Raw genomic sequence first — 16,612 nt, 5'->3', positions numbered from 1 at the left:
TTTTATTTCAATAATGAAAGTACTTGTTGTGGTGCTTGATTTGCTTGTGCAAGCATTGCTTGTGACGCTTGTTGAAGAACATTTAACTTTGTTAAGTTCATCATTTCTTTTGCCATGTCAACGTCTCTTATTCTTGATTCAGCAGCTTGTAAGTTTTCAGCTGTATTATCAGTTGATGCTATCGTATGTTCTAATCTGTTTTGAGATGCTCCTAGATCTGCTCTTTGTGCAGAAATTCTTGAAACTGCCTCATCCAACCTTCCGATTGCATCTTTTGCATCATCAGTCGTAGCAACATTAACTCCACCAAGACCAAGTTCACGACTTCTCATATTACCAATACTTATACTTATCATTTGATCTTTGTTAGCTCCAACTTGAAGTTCAACACCATTAGTTTTTTCTTTTACAACGTTATTCAAAGTAAGTTCAACTGTTTCTACATTTGCATCCTTTATTTTATCTTTCAATTGTGCTAATTTAAATGCTGCTCCACCTAGTGTTATCTCATGTTCATCATTATCAGCAGCTCCATCTTTAATAACTGTACTATCTAAAACATAGGCCTTATTATCATTAAACTTAGATTCATCTATCAACTCTAGTTTCACATCATCTCCATCAAGTGATAAATTCAGCTTAAATGTTCCTTCTCCTAAGGTATTAACATTTTCAAGATCTGTTTTTAAAAACACTGCAGCTGCATCTGTATTATTCAAAGTTCCAGTTCCAGTACTTGCAACAGTACCACTTTCAAATTCAATTTTTTCTCCTGATTTTTCACCGTTAAGTACCTTACTACCACTGAAATCTGTGTCAGTTGCTATTCTATCGATTTCAGATTTTAATTGATTAAACTCTTGATCTATTAAAGTTCTATCTTCATCTGTATAAGTACCATTTGCAGATTGAACTGCAAGTTCTCTCATTCTTTGGGCTATTGCTTGTGTCTCAGATAAAGCTCCTTCTGCTGTTTGAATCATTGAAATTCCATCTTGAGCATTTCTTGACGCTTGGTTAAGCCCTCTTATTTGTGATCTCATCTTTTCAGAAATCGCAAGACCTGCCGCATCATCTGCAGCCCTATTTATCCTCAATCCTGAATTCAATTTTTCCATTGCCTTACCTTGGGCAATTGTAGTGCTTCCCATATTTCTATGTGCGTTCATCGCATTCATATTGTGGTTAATTATCATTGTTATATTCCTCCTTGAATTTCATCCTTACGTCCCTGCCAAACATCCTAGACATAGTTATATTATTAGTGGTTTATTTGCTTGCTATACTGGTATAAATTTCAGATTTAAAAATAAAAAGGAATGCCCTGAGGCATCCCTTCATTATCTCAATATAGAAAGTACTTGTTGTGGTGCTTGGTTTGCTTGTGCAAGCATTGATTGAGATGCTTGTTGAAGAACGTTTAACTTTGTTAAGTTCATCATTTCTTTTGCCATATCAACGTCTCTTATTCTTGATTCAGCAGCTTGTAAGTTTTCAGCTGTGTTATCTGTTGATGCGATTGTGTGCTCAAGTCTGTTTTGAGCAGCACCAAGGTCAGCTCTTTGTGCAGAAATTCTTGAAACTGCCTCATCTAATCTTCCGATTGCATCTTTTGCATCTTCAGCAGTAGAAACATTTACTCCACCTAATCCTAACTCTCTTGAACCCATATTCCCGATGCTTACACCTATCATTTGATCTTTGTTAGCACCAACTTGGAGTTCAACACCATCAGTTTTTTCTGTAACTTTGTTATTCAAAGTAAGGTCAACTGTTTCTACATTTGCATCTTGTATATGAGTTTTCAATTTTGCTAATTTAAAATCCGCTCCACCTAGTGTTATCTCATGTTCATCATTACCAACAGCTCCATCTTTAATAACTATACTATCTAATACATACGCCTTATTATCATTAAACTTAGATGTATCTGTTAATTCTATTTTTGCCTCATTCCCATCAACTGTTAACTTAAGATGGAACGTACCTTCACCTAAAGTATTAACATTTTTTAAATCAGTTTCCAAAAAAACATTTACTGCATTTGCAGCATCTAATGGAGTACCACCATTAACTGCTGTACTTGTAATTGAACCAGTATCAAATTCAATTTTTTCTCCTGATTTATCTCCATTAAGAACCTTACTACCATTGAACTCAGTATCGTTAGCTATTCTATCAATCTCAGATTTCAATTGATTAAACTCTTGGTTAATAAGTTCTCTATCTTCATCTGTATAAGTTCCGTTTGCAGATTGAACTGCAAGTTCCCTCATCCTTTGTCCTATTGCTTGAGTCTCGGACAATGCTCCTTCTGCTGTTTGAATCATTGAAATACCATCTTGTGCGTTTCTTGACGCTTGGTTAAGTCCTCTTATTTGTGATCTCATTTTCTCAGAAATCGCAAGACCTGCTGCGTCATCCCCTGCTCTATTAATTCTCAAACCTGAGCTTAATTTCTCCATTGATTTACCTTGTGAAACTGTTGTACTTCCCATATTTCTATGTGCGTTCATCGCATTCATATTGTGGTTAATTATCATTGTTCATTCCTCCTTGAATTTCATCTTACATCCTTGTGTTAAACAAATATTCAGACATTACTTATTATTGTAATTTTATCTATTTCATATACTTTTTAAAATGTTGTATTTATAAACATGTTAGGAATTTTTATCTAGCATGTAACACAATCAAAGCGTTACATTTCTCATTATCGAAGAATCTAAAAATAACTTTATTAAAAAAATAACAAAAGCCACTAAAATTTTAGTGCCTCCTGTTATGCTACCTTTTTAAATTAACAACTTCTTGAAGTATCTCATCACTAGCAGAAATAATTTTTGATGAAGCCTGAAACGCTCTACTTGTAACTATAAGATCTGTAAATTGCTCAGCTATATCAACGTTTGACATCTCAAGCATACCTTGCATTATGCTGCCATTCTCTATAGGCTCATCATCTCCAAGTCCTGTTGATATTAATGGAGTTCCAGAGTTTGCAGAGTTCAAATACATATTATTCCCTACTGCCTCAAGACCTTCGGCATTTTTAAAACTAGCTGTAGCAAGTTGTCCAATAACAGTCATTTGTCCACCTTCAACAACTCCAGTTATTACCCCATCTTTCCCAATTGAATATGATATAACTTTTTTGTATTCATCTTGTCCACCATTTGCTGCTGGAAACTTAACTTTATCTGGTATTCTAAGCGTTCTTAATCCATCTGCTGCCTCTAGATCTGGAGAATCAGCATCAACATAATTAATAGTTCCATCATCGTCCATACCATCAGTCATAACATAACCAAGTACCCTCTCACCACTTGATGTAACAAGATATCCTTCAGAATCCAAAGATAGCGATCCATCTCTTGTATACATTATTTCACGGCCACCTGCATCAAGTTTTCCGTCTTGATCAATTGTTATGTCACCATCCTTGTGTGCAACTGGACCTTTTGCTACCATAAAAAATCCTTCGCCATCCATAGCCAAGTCTAGTGGACGTCCTGTTGGTTGCATCATACCTTGTCCCATTACTCTATCAATGCTTCCCACACTAGCACCAAGACCAACTTGCTTCGCATTACTTCCTCCAAGGTTATTTGACGCCCCAACTGCATTTGATGAATTCTGATACATCATATCTTTAAACACAACCCTTGAACCTTTAAAACCTGTCGTTGAAACGTTTGCTAAGTTGTTACCAATAACATCCAATTTATTCTGTTGAGCCTTCATACCACTGATACCTGCATACATACCTCTAATCATAAAATCACCTCATTTACTCATTTACAAAAAATTGTTTAGACTTCATACACAAATGCAGAATAATTTGATGAATTATTATTGTTATATGCTTGCACTGTTTTACGCTCTTTACTAATATTTTTAATCTCATCATAAATGTCGCTTATCTTATTTTTCATAAGAGATTCAAGCAATGAATCCATCTTTATAATATCTAAATCTTTAGCACATTTAATCAATATATCTTTATCGCATCCATCTAATTCATTTAATACAATCTGTCTTTCATCTATAAGATCCAAGACCATTTCCGTATCTTCAAAGTTCACAGCATCAATAATTCTCATGGTAAGATCTTTAAATATTTTTAACTGATTATAAACCAACTCTTCCATAAACACTCACCTCAAAATTAAATATTATTGCATGAACATCGATGCCTGAGATTGTAGCTTACTTAACGCAGTTTCTAACCGTGTAAATTGTGCATAATATCTATTTTCTCTTGTAGTCATCAAATCATTGAGTCTATCAATTTTTTTATCATATTCCTTAATCTTGTTTGATATAGTGTTGCTCGTATACGTTGTATCTCCTTCTATACCAGCAATCTCAATAAACGTACCCTTTTCCCCATTTTTGTTTCTTGTCGTTCTCGTATAGTCATTCACAACATCGTTTATTCTTCTAAAAATACCCTGATCAGCATTCTTTGCTTTCCTCTCCTCAGCAGTCAAATCAGGATCATAATTTTCATGTCCACTATCAGAAGTCTTTGTAAATAATTCTGAAATATTCTGTGGATCATTAGCCAAAGCTTTCCTAAACTTTTCTTCATCAAATATAATTTTTCCACCTTGCTTATAATCATTCGATGTATCGAGTCCAATTTCACGCATACCCACACTCACACCATCAACTGGTGTAAAAATTGCATTTCTGAGCTCATACATAAAACTTTCAAGTTTTGTCTCATTTCCAAGTATTCCCTGCTTTGCTTTCTTTTCCCAAAGCTCAATTTCCTTTTCAGTCATCGCCTCTTTTTGTGCCTCAGTCAAAGGTGAATACTTTGAGTTCTTCCTCTCTCTTGTCTTAGTGTTGAGATCATCCATAATCTCATTAAAATCTTCAACAAATTGCTTCATCAAATCAACAGTCTTATCCATATCTTCAACAATGCTTACTTTTATAGGTTCTGTTGGTAGAGTTTTTATATCAAAAGTAATTCCTGAAAGTGTAAAATTATTTGATGCAAATTCAAAGATATTACTGTTCCCATCTCCGTCTGTAAATTCCACAACAGCACTCTCTCCTTTTGCATCTAATGTACCGGTACCAAATAAAGATTCAATAAATTTCCCCGAAGTATCACTTCCTGTTAACACAACTTCTTTTCCTGTTTCTTTGGACTCTATGTTAAAAGTCCTAGAAATCGTATTATAAGAAATATTAACTTTTGCTCTTGATGAAATATCAGAAAATACCTGTTTTATTGTCAAATCTTGTCCACCTTTATATCCATCTTTATCTTCTTTAGATCCAAAATCATATTTAAAAGTTTCACCATTAATCGTAAATTCAACTTTTTTATTATTTGGATCATCAAAGTTTAAAACATTTACCATCTTTTCAGTCTTAACATCAAGGGTCATGTCTAAACTGTTACCGATACCAATTGAATTTGCAGCATTCCCACTAATAACGATTTGTTCCTTGCTGTTTGTCTTAAACACAAGTTTTCCATTAACTACGCTACTACTTACATTTGTTACATCCTTATGTTCATTGATCTTTTCTGAAATTTGATCCAGTACTTCTTGTTTACTTTTTGAATTATCTACATCTGACAAATCTATTACAGTAGGAGTTTGTCCTCTAACGCTTATAACTAAATCTGAATTTTCACCCTTTACGAATTTAGATTCATAATTCAAAATATTACTTGCTCCATCAGCTTTGGTTGATTCTTGTCCTTTAATTGAAACCTTTGGAGTTTCAAATTTATATTTTGAATCTAATGCGGTATCATTTACTTTAACTTGTCCACTTTCATCAACTTCTACTTTTAATTCTTTGTATTCCTCATCAGGTATTTGCTTTTTAAGTTTTGACTTTATTTCACTTACAAGTTTATCCTGACTATATGCTCCTTTATCTAACTTAATCGTGTAATACTTACCACCAACATTAATTTCTATAGAATTGTTGGTATCATCTACAACAAAATTACTTTTAACTTCAAGTTGTCCATCTTTATTAACTGAAACCTCATATTTATCTTTTGTTGATTCATTATGTTGGATTTTTACATTTATAGCTTTAGCTAGACTTTCTTTACTATCAAATGCCTTTGAATCTAATTTTATCTCATAGCCGTCAATTTTTATTGTGTTATTGCTATCTCCAACAATAACCGGTATCCTCAAATCTCCTTTAACCGTAGATTGGTTTATTACATTCGAGCCACTAACTTTCGCAGATTGTGCCATTTGCGTCATTTTTAATTCATAATTTCCTGGTTCAGCTGTCCCTCCAGCTATAATATTTGCTATAGTTTTATCAACCGTTGAATCAGCTTTTATCCCAGAAAGAGATGAAGAACCCATTATATACGTTTCTTTATTCAATGGGTCAAAATACTTTTTAGTAAAATCTCTAACATCATTTATTAATTCTCTATAAAGTTCTTGTCTCCACTCCAGTATTTGTTTATTTTGATTAATGCGATCAATCTTGCTTTTTTCGGTCTGAAGCATACTTTCTACAATAGCTTTTGTATCCAAACCAGAGGCCATACCAGTCATTTGAATCGATGACATATATATCCCTCCTACAATTATTTTGAATTAACTACCTTCTTGTAAACCTCTTGCCACATATCATTCACTTCTTGAACAACAGGGAAAACTTCATCAAGTATCGCTTCGTTCTTTTCAATATTACATCTAGAAAGCCTATCTATTATAAAAGCGTATATACTTTTTAGGTTTTCTGCCCAAACCCCACCTTTTTCAGTATCTAATGTTATCATTAGCTCATAAAAAATATCTTGAGCTTTAACCAAGTTCGTATGAATCTCTTTTAAATTATTAGTTTTAAAGGCAAGTTTTGCAATTTTACAAAACTTGACTCCACCTTCAACTAACATAATCAAGAGCTTTTCTTTCGACACATTGTTAATACTGCTGTTCTTATAAGTATCCCTTGCGTTTAACATAAATATTACCTACCTATTTTCAAATAATAATTATATAAACCTACCTATTTTAGATTATCAATCTTAGAAATAACGTCAATCATATTAGAAGAAACAGATTTTTTGTTTTGGGAACTAATATCTTGTATAAGCTCTTTTCTTAAAATCTTTAATTCTTTCGGAGCTTCTATTGCTAGTTTAACGCAATTGTCCTCAATCTTCACAACCTTTATCTCAATGTCATCTCCAATGAATAAACTCTCCTCTTTCTTACGCGAAATAACTAACACTTAAAAATCACCCTCTTTTGACTACTAATGATTGTCTAACCAAATAATCTTCTCTATCTAATATTACTTGCTCACACTTTCCAGTTGTAAGATTAATAATTATAGGAGCTCTTAAATTCACAGTTATTTTTTCTACATCATCATTTAATGTTACAACACTTAAAACTAAAACATCAGTTGCATCTTTTATTCCTAATCTCTTTGTTGTATTATCATCAATTTCTATTTCATAATTAGGAAAATAAATATATGGATCAATTAATAGAAGAGAAATATTTTCCTGCTCAGAAGAACTTAAATTAAAAAATCCAACTTGCTCTAATGCCGCCAATTCAAAATTTTTAAGCCCATCAAATCCAGGTAACCCTTTTTCAAATACTACACTACCATTTTTTAAAACCATTTGCTCTCCCATTGATTAAATTCCTCCTAAATTCAAAAATTAAAAAATTTAAAATACTTTTTAAAAATATTTTTAATATTATTATTATCCTGTTTAAAAAATATATACAATCAAGTTTATCTTAAATAATCGATCAATGACGGTTGCATTATCTTTGAACTTGCTTGAAGTGAAGCCGTATACATCGTCATAGCTGTTACATAATCGATTGTTTTTTCTGCAAAATCTATATCTTCAATACTCGATAAAATTTCCTTAATATTAAATTTTTCTTCTTCATTTCTTTCCAGTGCATCTTCCATTCTGTTTTGTTTTGAACCAATTTGACCCCTAATATTTGAAATATTTTGAAGTGCATTGTCAATTTGTTCCAAATTTTTTGTTATAAGTTTTTTATAAGCTGTTTCATCTGTTGCATCTAAATTTTGCAAAATTTCACCGAAACTCTCCATAAGATTAATATCATTTCCATCTTTATCCTTAAATTCCAACATTTGAATTGCATTAACTCCATAATCAATCTTTACACCAGAAGAAATTTCCATTTCAAGTGGATGTTTAATTTGATCAAGTTCAACTTGCGTTATTTGTTGACCATTTTTTCCATTATAATCAAGCTTAATATTGCCACTAATTGGATCTTTTGATATTTCTACAGGCTTTTGATCAATTCTTTCACCACCAAATATATATTTCCCGTCAAAAGTTGTATTTAAAATATCTCCCATTTTATTCACAAGTTGAGATATCTCTTCTTTTAGTGCAGCTCTCTCATCTGACCCATAAGTTGCATTACCCGCACTAACCAAAAGTTCCCTCATTTTTTGAAGTCCATCATTAGCTTGCTCTAATGCCTTATCTGTAACATCAAGATGATTGGTCGCATCAACAATATTTTTATTGTATTGAGCATTCTTTGCGATATCAGTTTTAAGACGCATAATCTTTGAAGCCTTTGCTGGATCATCGGAAATCTTATTAATCTCTTTTCCTGTATTCAATTGATTATCTATCTTGTTCATCCTTGTAAGATTTTTGTGAAGGTTATAATTAAAATTCCGATTGGTCATACCATTTGTAATTCTCATTATCATGCCCTCCTAACAACTACATCAATCCATTTATAATAACATCTAATAACTTATCAACTGTAGAAATAACTCTAGCACTCGCATTATAAGCATGCTGAAAAGTTATAAGATTACTCATTTCTTCATCAAGAGAAACCCCAGAAACACTCATTCTAGAAATTTCAAGATTATAAACCAAATCCTCAAAATTATCTGCTTCCCTAGCTGCTTCTTGTGATCTTATACCAACAGTTGTCACCATATTTTTATATTGTGATTCAATCTTTGTCCCACTTTTTGCACTATTGATGTCAAGTCCATTATTAATAAGCTCGCTTCCGCCCTTATTAGGATTGAAAAAATCTTCTCTGCTATTAATAGTTTTCCCAATATCAGAGATGTTAAACAATTTATCTCTCAAAGATGCAATAGCCAAAGCTCTATCTCCGTCACCTTGTCCATCAATAGTATTCTGAGTAGCATCATCGAACATATGATCATTCTTTCTGACTTTTAATTTCATGGGATCATCTAAAAGAGTAGTATTCACAGAAATATTACCTGCAGTTATAGAATTTTCATCTCCACCATCGGAGTTTACAAAAAATGGCAAATTATCCGTAGCAGCATCTGTTTTACCACTGTGAACAGCATTTAGGGAAAAAACAATAGACTTCGTCAATTGATTTAATTGATTTATAAAAGAATCGAGTTCATCATGGGATTTTTGGAGACCTCCAAGTTCTCCAGTGCTTAGACTAAGCGATGAGAAATTATTTGCGTTGACCTGAGGATTTGTAATTTCCTTCCCTGCTTTATCAATAAGATTTCCTTCCTTATTCGATAAAACAATTCTATTCTTTTGTAGATCATTAAAATCTTTCTCACTCATGTTCTCTATTTCAAGGGTAGCTCTATTATTCGGATCACTTGAATCATTATTCTTATAATAAGTTATCACTACACTTTTAGGAAAAGCACCTTGTCCATTTACTTCAATTTCTTCTATATATGTTAATCTTAAATCACCTTCTCCTTCTTTACTGCTTACCAAATTCCCTAATGCTATATCTTTCCCAGTAACATTAATTCCATTATTTTTTTTATTCTCAAGTGATATTCCCATCTTACCACTGAGTTGATCAAGAAGAGCATCTCTTTTATCCATTAAATCATTTGGTTGATTCCCAACCATAGAAATTTCTTGTATCTTTTGATTAAGCTCATTTATTTCATTAAGAATTAAATTAACCTCAACGACTGAATTTTTAATCGTATCATTTACATCACCCTTTGATTCTTGAAGTTTTGAATAAATACGATTTATCTCTGTAGCCATATTGGATGCTTCTTGCAAAACAATATTTCTCGTATTAATATCAGATGGATTCTTTGACAAATCCTGCCAACTGTCAAAAAACTTATCAAACATCTTACTAAGTCCTTTATCGCCACTTTCATTAACAAGACTCTCTATTTCAGATAAAACATTTTGGCGAACGTTTGCATCTGCAAGTGATGAATTTTCATTTCTAATCTGATAATCTAAAAAAGTATTTCTAACCCTCTCAACCATTGCAACCTGAGCACCAGTTCCAATTTGACCAGCACTCCCAACAGTCGTCAATGGTGAGGACGCCTCAACTCTTATCCTTTGTCTTGTATAATCTGTTCGTGATGCATTGCTAATATTATGAGAAGTTGCATTAAGACCTGCCTGCATAACATTTATACCACGCTTAGAAATATTAAGAGTATTAAACAAACCTGCCATAATAAAACGCCCCCTTTCTAGAAACAACAATTAAATTTAATAATTAGGTTTCCTCGTATAAACATTAGGTTGATTTGCATTCTTATTAATAGAAGATAACAGTTTGTTTGTAAAGCTCAATGATTTTTTAATAAGAAATTTATTATCATCCTTAATCAAATTTATCTTTTCAACTAAAGAAACAAGAAGTATATAGCTTTCATATAATTCTTTATCATCTTTGTTCTTCATAACAAAATCTTTAATATACTCATTATTTAATAATTTTCTCAGCTTAACCTCTTCATCTGCAATACTCTTACAAACATTATTAATTTTAAACGATATCCCATCAAGTTCAAACAATTTATTGTTCCTTATAAATTCTTTTTGCTCTTCCAAATATTTTTGTAAAGTGTCAAATAATTTAATTTGATTAAGAATTATACCATTAACTTCTTTGTTCAAACTCATTACCTCCAATATAATAAACATAGGTATATTTTTATATAAAAAAAGTTAAAAACTAAATAACTATAAATTTAAGTTTTTAACCCGTTCTGTATTACTTAAAATTGCTGTGATCCTTACACCAAAATTTTCGTTAACAACAACAACTTCTCCTGTCGCAATCTGCTTTCCATTAACTAATATATCAACCGGCTCTTCTGCTAACTTCTCAAGCTCAACAAGCGAACCTGTACCTAGATTTAAAATCTCTCCAACATTCTTCTTCGTTTTCCCAAGGACAACAGAGATTTCAAGAGGAACATCCAAAATTAAATCGATATTATTAGGGGTTGCTGGTGTAGCTCCTTGACTCAATGGCATCAAAACAGCATCACTTACATCATAATTTTTAATCGGCTTTGAATTATTAGAATTCTCAACTGCTTTCAAATTTTGGTTATCCAAACTTTGATCATCATATCTATGATCAGTTGATCCTTCTTTAAATCCATTTTGATCATTAAGCATAATATTTATAATATTTTTACCTGTCTCTATACTCACGACCTGCACAATGTTACTATTAATTAAATCTGCAACATTCATTTGGAATTTTATTTTTATAATTTTCTCATTGCTATTACCAAATATCTTTTCGCTATCTTTACTGTTATAACTTATAACTGTTTCTGGGGTTGAAATATCTATAGTTTTTTGAAACATCGTAGACATAGAAGTAGCCGACGAAGCTATCATCTGATTCATCGCCTCAGAAACGGCACTTATTTCTATTTCATTTAGCGTTTCCCTATCTTCAACATTTTTACCATCTCCACCCATCATGATATCAGCAATAATTATAGCATCCCTTATACTCATAACAAGTACGTTATTTCCATCAATGCCTCTCGTATACTTTACCTTTAAAGCTATATGTGGTTGCATAAACTCTTTAGCTATATCGGATATATTAACAACTTCAACAGTAGGAGTAGTTATCGTAACAGGCTTTTGTAATAACTTGGAAAAACTTGTTGATGCATTACCCATACAAATGTTACCGATTTCACCAAGAAGATCTCGTTCTTCATTAGTAACAATTGGATCCGTACCATTTTCAGTCTGATTTACATCACTCTGGTTTTGATTTTCCTTCTCCATTTTTCATAACCTCCTCACTATAATAAATATCTAAAATCTTTACACCTTTATTCTCCCCAACAAGTCCCAATACTCCATTAAAAATCAACCTATTCTCAATATATATCTCAACTGGACTATTACACTTTTTATTTAAAATTATGATATCATTAGTTTGAAGAGATAAGAAATCTTGAACACTAATCAATTTTTTATCCAATATAGCTTCTAACTCTATATTTACACTATTCAATTCTTTCCTAATAGATTTCTTGATAAGTTCTACTTCTTCTTCTGTATTTGTCTTAACTAAATAATCTCTATTTAACTTATCACCTATCTTCTCTATTGAAATATAAGGCAAACAAATATACATAAAATATGCCGTTCCCTCAATTTCAATCTTAAAAGTTACAAATAAAATTGGTTCATTGGGACCCATTGATTGAACAGTAGATGGATTAGTTTCTAAGTTAATGAACTTAGGTTCAACACCTATAATATCATCCCATGACACTCTTATTATATTAAGTATCTCATTTGATACTTGAGTTAAAATCTTTTTATCAATATCACTAAATTCCCTCATTATTCCCAAATTTTTTCTATCGTTGGATCCAAGAAGAGAATTTAATAATAATACAGACAAAGCTGACTCCAATCCCATAAAAATACTTCCAAATAAAGGTGGCATCTCAAATGATACTATTGTAGTTGGATTAGGCATCGAAAAAATAAACTCATGAAATGTAATTTGTTCAGTGGACATAATATCAACTTTAATCTGAATGCCAAATACCGAAACAAAATAACTCGAAAGATACTGAGTAAAATTTTCATGTATGATACTTAAAGATTTCATATGTTCTTTTGTGAACTTTTGAGGTCTTTTAAAATCATATTTCTTTACATTCTTCTGCAAAATATTAGACCTATTATATGAAGTACCTTCAGACTCAATGCTTTTCAGAAGCTTATCAATTTCTTCTTGGCTTAATACATTATCACCCAAAACCTCAATTCACCCCACTATCTTTCGGAACAAATTTATTAATATCTATAACAGTAATTAATTTAAAATTGAGTTCCAATACACCTTTAACAAATGGAATTTTCGTATCTATAGATCTTTTAATAAAATTTGGATCTATATCCACCACCTCATCAACCTTATCAACTATTATCCCAATTTCTTCAAACTCAATATCAAGTATAATTACACTACTATCATTTAAACTTACATTATCATAAGAGCGATGATCTAAATTTAATAATATAGAAATATCAAAAAGTGAAATAATAATTCCTCTTAAATTTATAAGTCCCTTAATATAACTTGGGGCATTAGGAACCTTTGTAATAGTCATCATATCATTTATACTTAGAACTTTTGAAGCCTCAACCCCAAAGAATTCCTCTCTAATTTTAAATATGACTAATTGCATAATTTTAAATTATCCCAAAACTTTTTTAACTGATTCAATAACTCTCTCTGATTGGAAAGGTTTAACTATAAAATCTTTAGCTCCAGACTTAATAGCATCCATAACCATTCCTTGTTGACCCATAGCACTACACATTATGATATTTGCCTTAGGATCGAAACTCATAATTTCCCTTAATGCCTCAATACCATCCATCTCTGGCATTGTAATATCCATTGTAACAACATCTGGTCTATCTTTTTTATAAAGTTCAATAGCCTTAAGACCATTACTCGCTTCTCCAATAACTTGATAACCATTCTTCTCCAATATATCCTTAAGCATCATTCTCATGAAAGCTGCATCATCAACTATTAAAATTCTACTCATTGTAATTCCTCCTAAAATTGACTTTCAGTTTTAAAGATTTTATTTAAATTACCCTTTCTGGGAACAAAGTAAAAATATACATTCATCATTTCAGTATCTAATTCATATTTGAAATCTGTATTTATATTTAATATCTCATCATAAAATTGCTCCTCTTCCATTAATGTGTAAGATAAAATTGCAGTAAGACTGTCGTAGAGCAAACTACTACTTTCAATTTCAATTCTTAAATTAAGGCAATCAGCAACATTTCTTATGTATGTCGAACCAACTATATTACAAACCTCTTCTATAAAAGAAATTCTTATATCATCCAACTCATCCTGAAACAATAATTGCCCACTAGCTATATCTTTTACTATTTTCTTTGCTGTATTAATATCAAATAATAATAAAACACTTCCCTCTATATCGCCTTTTAAAATCAAAATTTTCCCTATTACTTCAACATCATCAATTTCCTCTATAAAATCACTTATAGATTCGATATGAACATTCGGAATAGACATATTAATTCTAGCATTAAGCAAATTAGATAACGATGTTGCTGAATTTCCTAATGCTATATTAGATATTTCTTTCATCATATCTAATTGTTCTTCAGAGTATTCGAGCATACCTCTCTCCTCCCATTTTTCAAGATATAATTGATGCTACATCGACTATAAGGGTAACAAGGCCATCTCCCAATATTGTTGCTCCTATATACTCTTTTAATCCTTGTAAGCTTTTTCCTAAATTTTTTATTACTATCTCTTGCTGACCAAGAAGATCATCTACCAAAAGAGCAGCAATTTTTTCTCCAACTTTAGCAACAATTATATAACTACTCTCATTGTTTAAATTACATATTCCACTATCTAAACTAAACTTCTTAGACATTCGTATAAGCGGAATAATCTCATCTCTATAAGATAAAACTTCCTTATTATTACTCTTCTTTATCAAATCTTCTTTCCAATTTATAACACTATCTACAAAACCTAATGATATCGCCATAGTTTCACCATTAACTTTAACAAGTAAAGCTTTAATTATTTGTAAAGTTAATGGCAATTTTATTACAAAAGTTGATCCTTTACCCACTTCACTTTGAAGATCTATCGTTCCACCAAGAGATGATATTTTTGTCTTAACAACATCCATACCAACCCCTCTACCTGAAATATCTGTAACCTTATCATTAGTACTAAACCCTTCTAAAAAAATCAAATTTTTTATATCTGTATCAGACATTCCATTAGTACTTATACCGACCTTTTCAGCCTTAGCTTTAATCTTATCAACATCTAAACCCTTTCCATCATCTCGTATTTTAATTACGGCCTTAGTACCTTCCTGATAAGCATATAGTTGTATTTGCCCTGTTGGATTCTTCCCAGCTTCAACTCTTTTCTCTTTAGTTTCTATCCCATGATCTACTGCATTCCTTAGAAGATGTATAAGAGGTTCCCCGATCTCATCAATAACAGTTCTATCAAGTTCAGTACTCGCTCCCTCAATAATGAATTGTATATCCTTATTAAGTTCTAGAGATAAATCCCTTATCATTCTAGGAAATCTATTAAACACAACTTCTAATGGTAACATTCTAATTTTCATAACTAAGTCTTGTAATTCTGATGTAGACCGAGCAATTTGTTCAAGCGTTTCATTCAACTCTGAAGAATTATATGTATTACTAATCTGCTCAAGCCTTGTTCTGTGAATCACAAGCTCTGACACCATATTCATAACCATGTCTAATCTATCCAAATCAACCCTAACAGATTGTGTCCCTTTCTTAATCGACATAGATTGTTTAGATTTAGACGCCTTTTCTTTAGTTACATCCTTATTATTTGCATTTATTTGAACTTTATTTATATTTTCTTCATTAACTACTCTGTTATTTTTTACCTGAGATATCTCTTCAGATTTTGCATCATCACTCTTAATATTATTTTTTAAATTCTCTGAAGCCTCTTCAAGATTTATAAATACTTCATTACCGTAAGATTTCTTAACATTGTCAGAATTTATTTCTTTTATAGCAACCTTCTTTATCTCAGAAATATGTTTTATAATATCCTGAAGTTTCTCTTTGGCCATCATAGTTACATAAAGTATGTCAACTTCTAAATCAAAATTTTCTGTTTCAATATCTTGGGTAGATGGTAATGTATGAATAATATCTCCATACTTTTCTATCTCTCTAAAAAATATAAATACTCTTGCAGTTTTTAACAAAACAGTATCAGCTAAAACAATTTTTATCTCATAAACAAAATAAGGAGTTTTATCTATATTTATAATATTCATGTGATGATCTTCAAGTTTCAACTTTTCCTCTATGGTTTCATTTATGTTCTCAATTGGTTTATCTTCCAAAATTCCAGCTAAATCCACAACAATAGCCTCAATATCCATTTCATCATTATTACCATCACTTATGTTATTAATCATAGATTCCAATGTATCAAGACATTTAAACAAAAGCGTAACAACATCTCTATTAACTTTAAGAGTACCATCTCTGAATTTAGATAAAACATCTTCCATCTTATGAGTTAATTCAGACATTTTCATGTATCCCATTGTTGCGGACATTCCTTTAATTGTATGACTAACTCTAAATATCTCATTAACAACTTCTAAATTATCTGGCTTTTGCTCAAGTTCTAATAGAGAATCATTTAATTTTGATAAATTTTCCATAGACTCTTCAAGAAACATTGACAAGTATTGTGAAACATCCAAT

17 protein-coding genes are annotated in these 16,612 nt (G+C 31.4%); all 17 read right to left on the bottom strand.

The genetic code is table 11. The features are described 5' to 3' along the window. Positions 1-2 precede the first annotated feature (2 nt). Positions 3-1,196, bottom strand: a complete 1,194-nt coding sequence (locus tag SFBM_RS03090; RefSeq protein ID WP_014017894.1) for a flagellin — start codon at positions 1,194-1,196, stop codon at positions 3-5. A gap of 144 nt (positions 1,197-1,340) precedes the next feature. Then, a complete protein-coding gene (locus tag SFBM_RS03085) occupies positions 1,341-2,543 on the bottom strand; it encodes a flagellin (RefSeq protein ID WP_014017893.1) in 1,203 nt (400 codons plus the stop codon). 244 nt (positions 2,544-2,787) lie between these two features. Continuing rightward, positions 2,788-3,777: a flagellar hook-basal body complex protein gene (locus SFBM_RS03080; protein ID WP_014017892.1), complete on the bottom strand. Its 990-nt coding sequence runs from the start codon at positions 3,775-3,777 to the stop codon at positions 2,788-2,790. A gap of 35 nt (positions 3,778-3,812) precedes the next feature. After that, positions 3,813-4,151 (bottom strand): hypothetical protein, encoded by a 339-nt coding sequence (locus tag SFBM_RS03075; RefSeq protein ID WP_005806598.1) that lies wholly within the window; start codon positions 4,149-4,151, stop codon positions 3,813-3,815. Positions 4,152-4,175: 24 nt separating this feature from the next. Next, positions 4,176-6,575 (bottom strand): flagellar filament capping protein FliD, encoded by a 2,400-nt coding sequence (gene fliD / locus SFBM_RS03070; protein WP_014017891.1) that lies wholly within the window; start codon positions 6,573-6,575, stop codon positions 4,176-4,178. A gap of 17 nt (positions 6,576-6,592) precedes the next feature. After that, positions 6,593-6,973: a flagellar export chaperone FliS gene (gene fliS / locus SFBM_RS03065; protein WP_005806602.1), complete on the bottom strand. Its 381-nt coding sequence runs from the start codon at positions 6,971-6,973 to the stop codon at positions 6,593-6,595. 44 nt (positions 6,974-7,017) lie between these two features. Beyond that, the gene (csrA, locus tag SFBM_RS03060; protein ID WP_005806604.1) at positions 7,018-7,242 is read right to left on the bottom strand and encodes a carbon storage regulator CsrA; all 225 of its coding nucleotides are present in this window, start codon (positions 7,240-7,242) and stop codon (positions 7,018-7,020) included. Positions 7,243-7,249: 7 nt separating this feature from the next. Next, the gene (locus SFBM_RS03055) at positions 7,250-7,657 is read right to left on the bottom strand and encodes a flagellar assembly protein FliW (RefSeq protein ID WP_005806606.1); all 408 of its coding nucleotides are present in this window, start codon (positions 7,655-7,657) and stop codon (positions 7,250-7,252) included. Positions 7,658-7,761: 104 nt separating this feature from the next. Continuing rightward, on the bottom strand, positions 7,762-8,733 hold the full coding sequence (gene flgL, locus SFBM_RS03050) for a flagellar hook-associated protein FlgL (protein ID WP_007440693.1): 972 nt from the start codon (positions 8,731-8,733) through the stop codon (positions 7,762-7,764). Between the two features lie 19 nt (positions 8,734-8,752). After that, positions 8,753-10,489, bottom strand: coding sequence for a flagellar hook-associated protein FlgK (gene flgK / locus SFBM_RS03045; RefSeq protein ID WP_005806610.1), 1,737 nt, complete (start codon positions 10,487-10,489; stop codon positions 8,753-8,755). A 36-nt stretch (positions 10,490-10,525) separates the two neighbouring features. Further along, positions 10,526-10,936, bottom strand: coding sequence for a flagellar protein FlgN (locus tag SFBM_RS03040; RefSeq protein ID WP_014017890.1), 411 nt, complete (start codon positions 10,934-10,936; stop codon positions 10,526-10,528). Between the two features lie 66 nt (positions 10,937-11,002). Further along, complete coding sequence (gene fliY / locus SFBM_RS03035; protein WP_007440009.1) at positions 11,003-12,079, bottom strand: flagellar motor switch phosphatase FliY; 1,077 nt, start codon at positions 12,077-12,079, stop codon at positions 11,003-11,005. Continuing rightward, positions 12,051-13,070 (bottom strand): flagellar motor switch protein FliM, encoded by a 1,020-nt coding sequence (gene fliM / locus SFBM_RS03030; RefSeq protein ID WP_005806616.1) that lies wholly within the window; start codon positions 13,068-13,070, stop codon positions 12,051-12,053. Before fliM ends, fliY begins: the two co-directional genes overlap by 29 nt. A 4-nt stretch (positions 13,071-13,074) precedes the next feature. Further along, entirely contained in the window at positions 13,075-13,503 is a 429-nt protein-coding gene (locus SFBM_RS03025) for a chemotaxis protein CheW (protein ID WP_005806618.1), read from the bottom strand. A 9-nt stretch (positions 13,504-13,512) separates the two neighbouring features. After that, positions 13,513-13,872: a response regulator gene (locus SFBM_RS03020; RefSeq protein ID WP_005806621.1), complete on the bottom strand. Its 360-nt coding sequence runs from the start codon at positions 13,870-13,872 to the stop codon at positions 13,513-13,515. An 11-nt stretch (positions 13,873-13,883) separates the two neighbouring features. Next, on the bottom strand, positions 13,884-14,489 hold the full coding sequence (locus tag SFBM_RS03015; protein WP_005806623.1) for a chemotaxis protein CheC: 606 nt from the start codon (positions 14,487-14,489) through the stop codon (positions 13,884-13,886). Positions 14,490-14,508: 19 nt separating this feature from the next. Beyond that, on the bottom strand, positions 14,509-16,611 hold the full coding sequence (locus tag SFBM_RS03010; protein ID WP_014017889.1) for a chemotaxis protein CheA: 2,103 nt from the start codon (positions 16,609-16,611) through the stop codon (positions 14,509-14,511). Position 16,612 lies beyond the last annotated feature (1 nt).

The organism is Candidatus Arthromitus sp. SFB-mouse-Japan (assembly GCF_000270205.1).
In the GTDB taxonomy this organism is placed as follows: Bacteria; Bacillota; Clostridia; order Clostridiales; family Clostridiaceae; genus Dwaynesavagella.
This window is presented reverse-complemented; position numbering and strand designations above follow the sequence as displayed.

What these genes read in the sequence shown, in the direction of transcription:
- SFBM_RS03025 (WP_005806618.1), bottom strand. Translation starts at nt 13,503, where the DNA reads ATGCAATTAGTCATATTTAAAATTAGAGAGGAATTCTTTGGGGTTGAG.
- SFBM_RS03020 (WP_005806621.1), bottom strand. Translation starts at nt 13,872, where the DNA reads ATGAGTAGAATTTTAATAGTTGATGATGCAGCTTTCATGAGAATGATG.
- fliY (WP_007440009.1), bottom strand. Translation starts at nt 12,079, where the DNA reads ATGGAGAAGGAAAATCAAAACCAGAGTGATGTAAATCAGACTGAAAAT.
- SFBM_RS03090 (WP_014017894.1), bottom strand. Translation starts at nt 1,196, where the DNA reads ATGATAATTAACCACAATATGAATGCGATGAACGCACATAGAAATATG.
- SFBM_RS03055 (WP_005806606.1), bottom strand. Translation starts at nt 7,657, where the DNA reads ATGGGAGAGCAAATGGTTTTAAAAAATGGTAGTGTAGTATTTGAAAAA.
- flgL (WP_007440693.1), bottom strand. Translation starts at nt 8,733, where the DNA reads ATGAGAATTACAAATGGTATGACCAATCGGAATTTTAATTATAACCTT.
- SFBM_RS03085 (WP_014017893.1), bottom strand. Translation starts at nt 2,543, where the DNA reads ATGATAATTAACCACAATATGAATGCGATGAACGCACATAGAAATATG.
- SFBM_RS03015 (WP_005806623.1), bottom strand. Translation starts at nt 14,489, where the DNA reads ATGCTCGAATACTCTGAAGAACAATTAGATATGATGAAAGAAATATCT.
- SFBM_RS03075 (WP_005806598.1), bottom strand. Translation starts at nt 4,151, where the DNA reads ATGGAAGAGTTGGTTTATAATCAGTTAAAAATATTTAAAGATCTTACC.
- fliS (WP_005806602.1), bottom strand. Translation starts at nt 6,973, where the DNA reads ATGTTAAACGCAAGGGATACTTATAAGAACAGCAGTATTAACAATGTG.
- fliD (WP_014017891.1), bottom strand. Translation starts at nt 6,575, where the DNA reads ATGTCATCGATTCAAATGACTGGTATGGCCTCTGGTTTGGATACAAAA.
- flgK (WP_005806610.1), bottom strand. Translation starts at nt 10,489, where the DNA reads ATGGCAGGTTTGTTTAATACTCTTAATATTTCTAAGCGTGGTATAAAT.
- SFBM_RS03080 (WP_014017892.1), bottom strand. Translation starts at nt 3,777, where the DNA reads ATGATTAGAGGTATGTATGCAGGTATCAGTGGTATGAAGGCTCAACAG.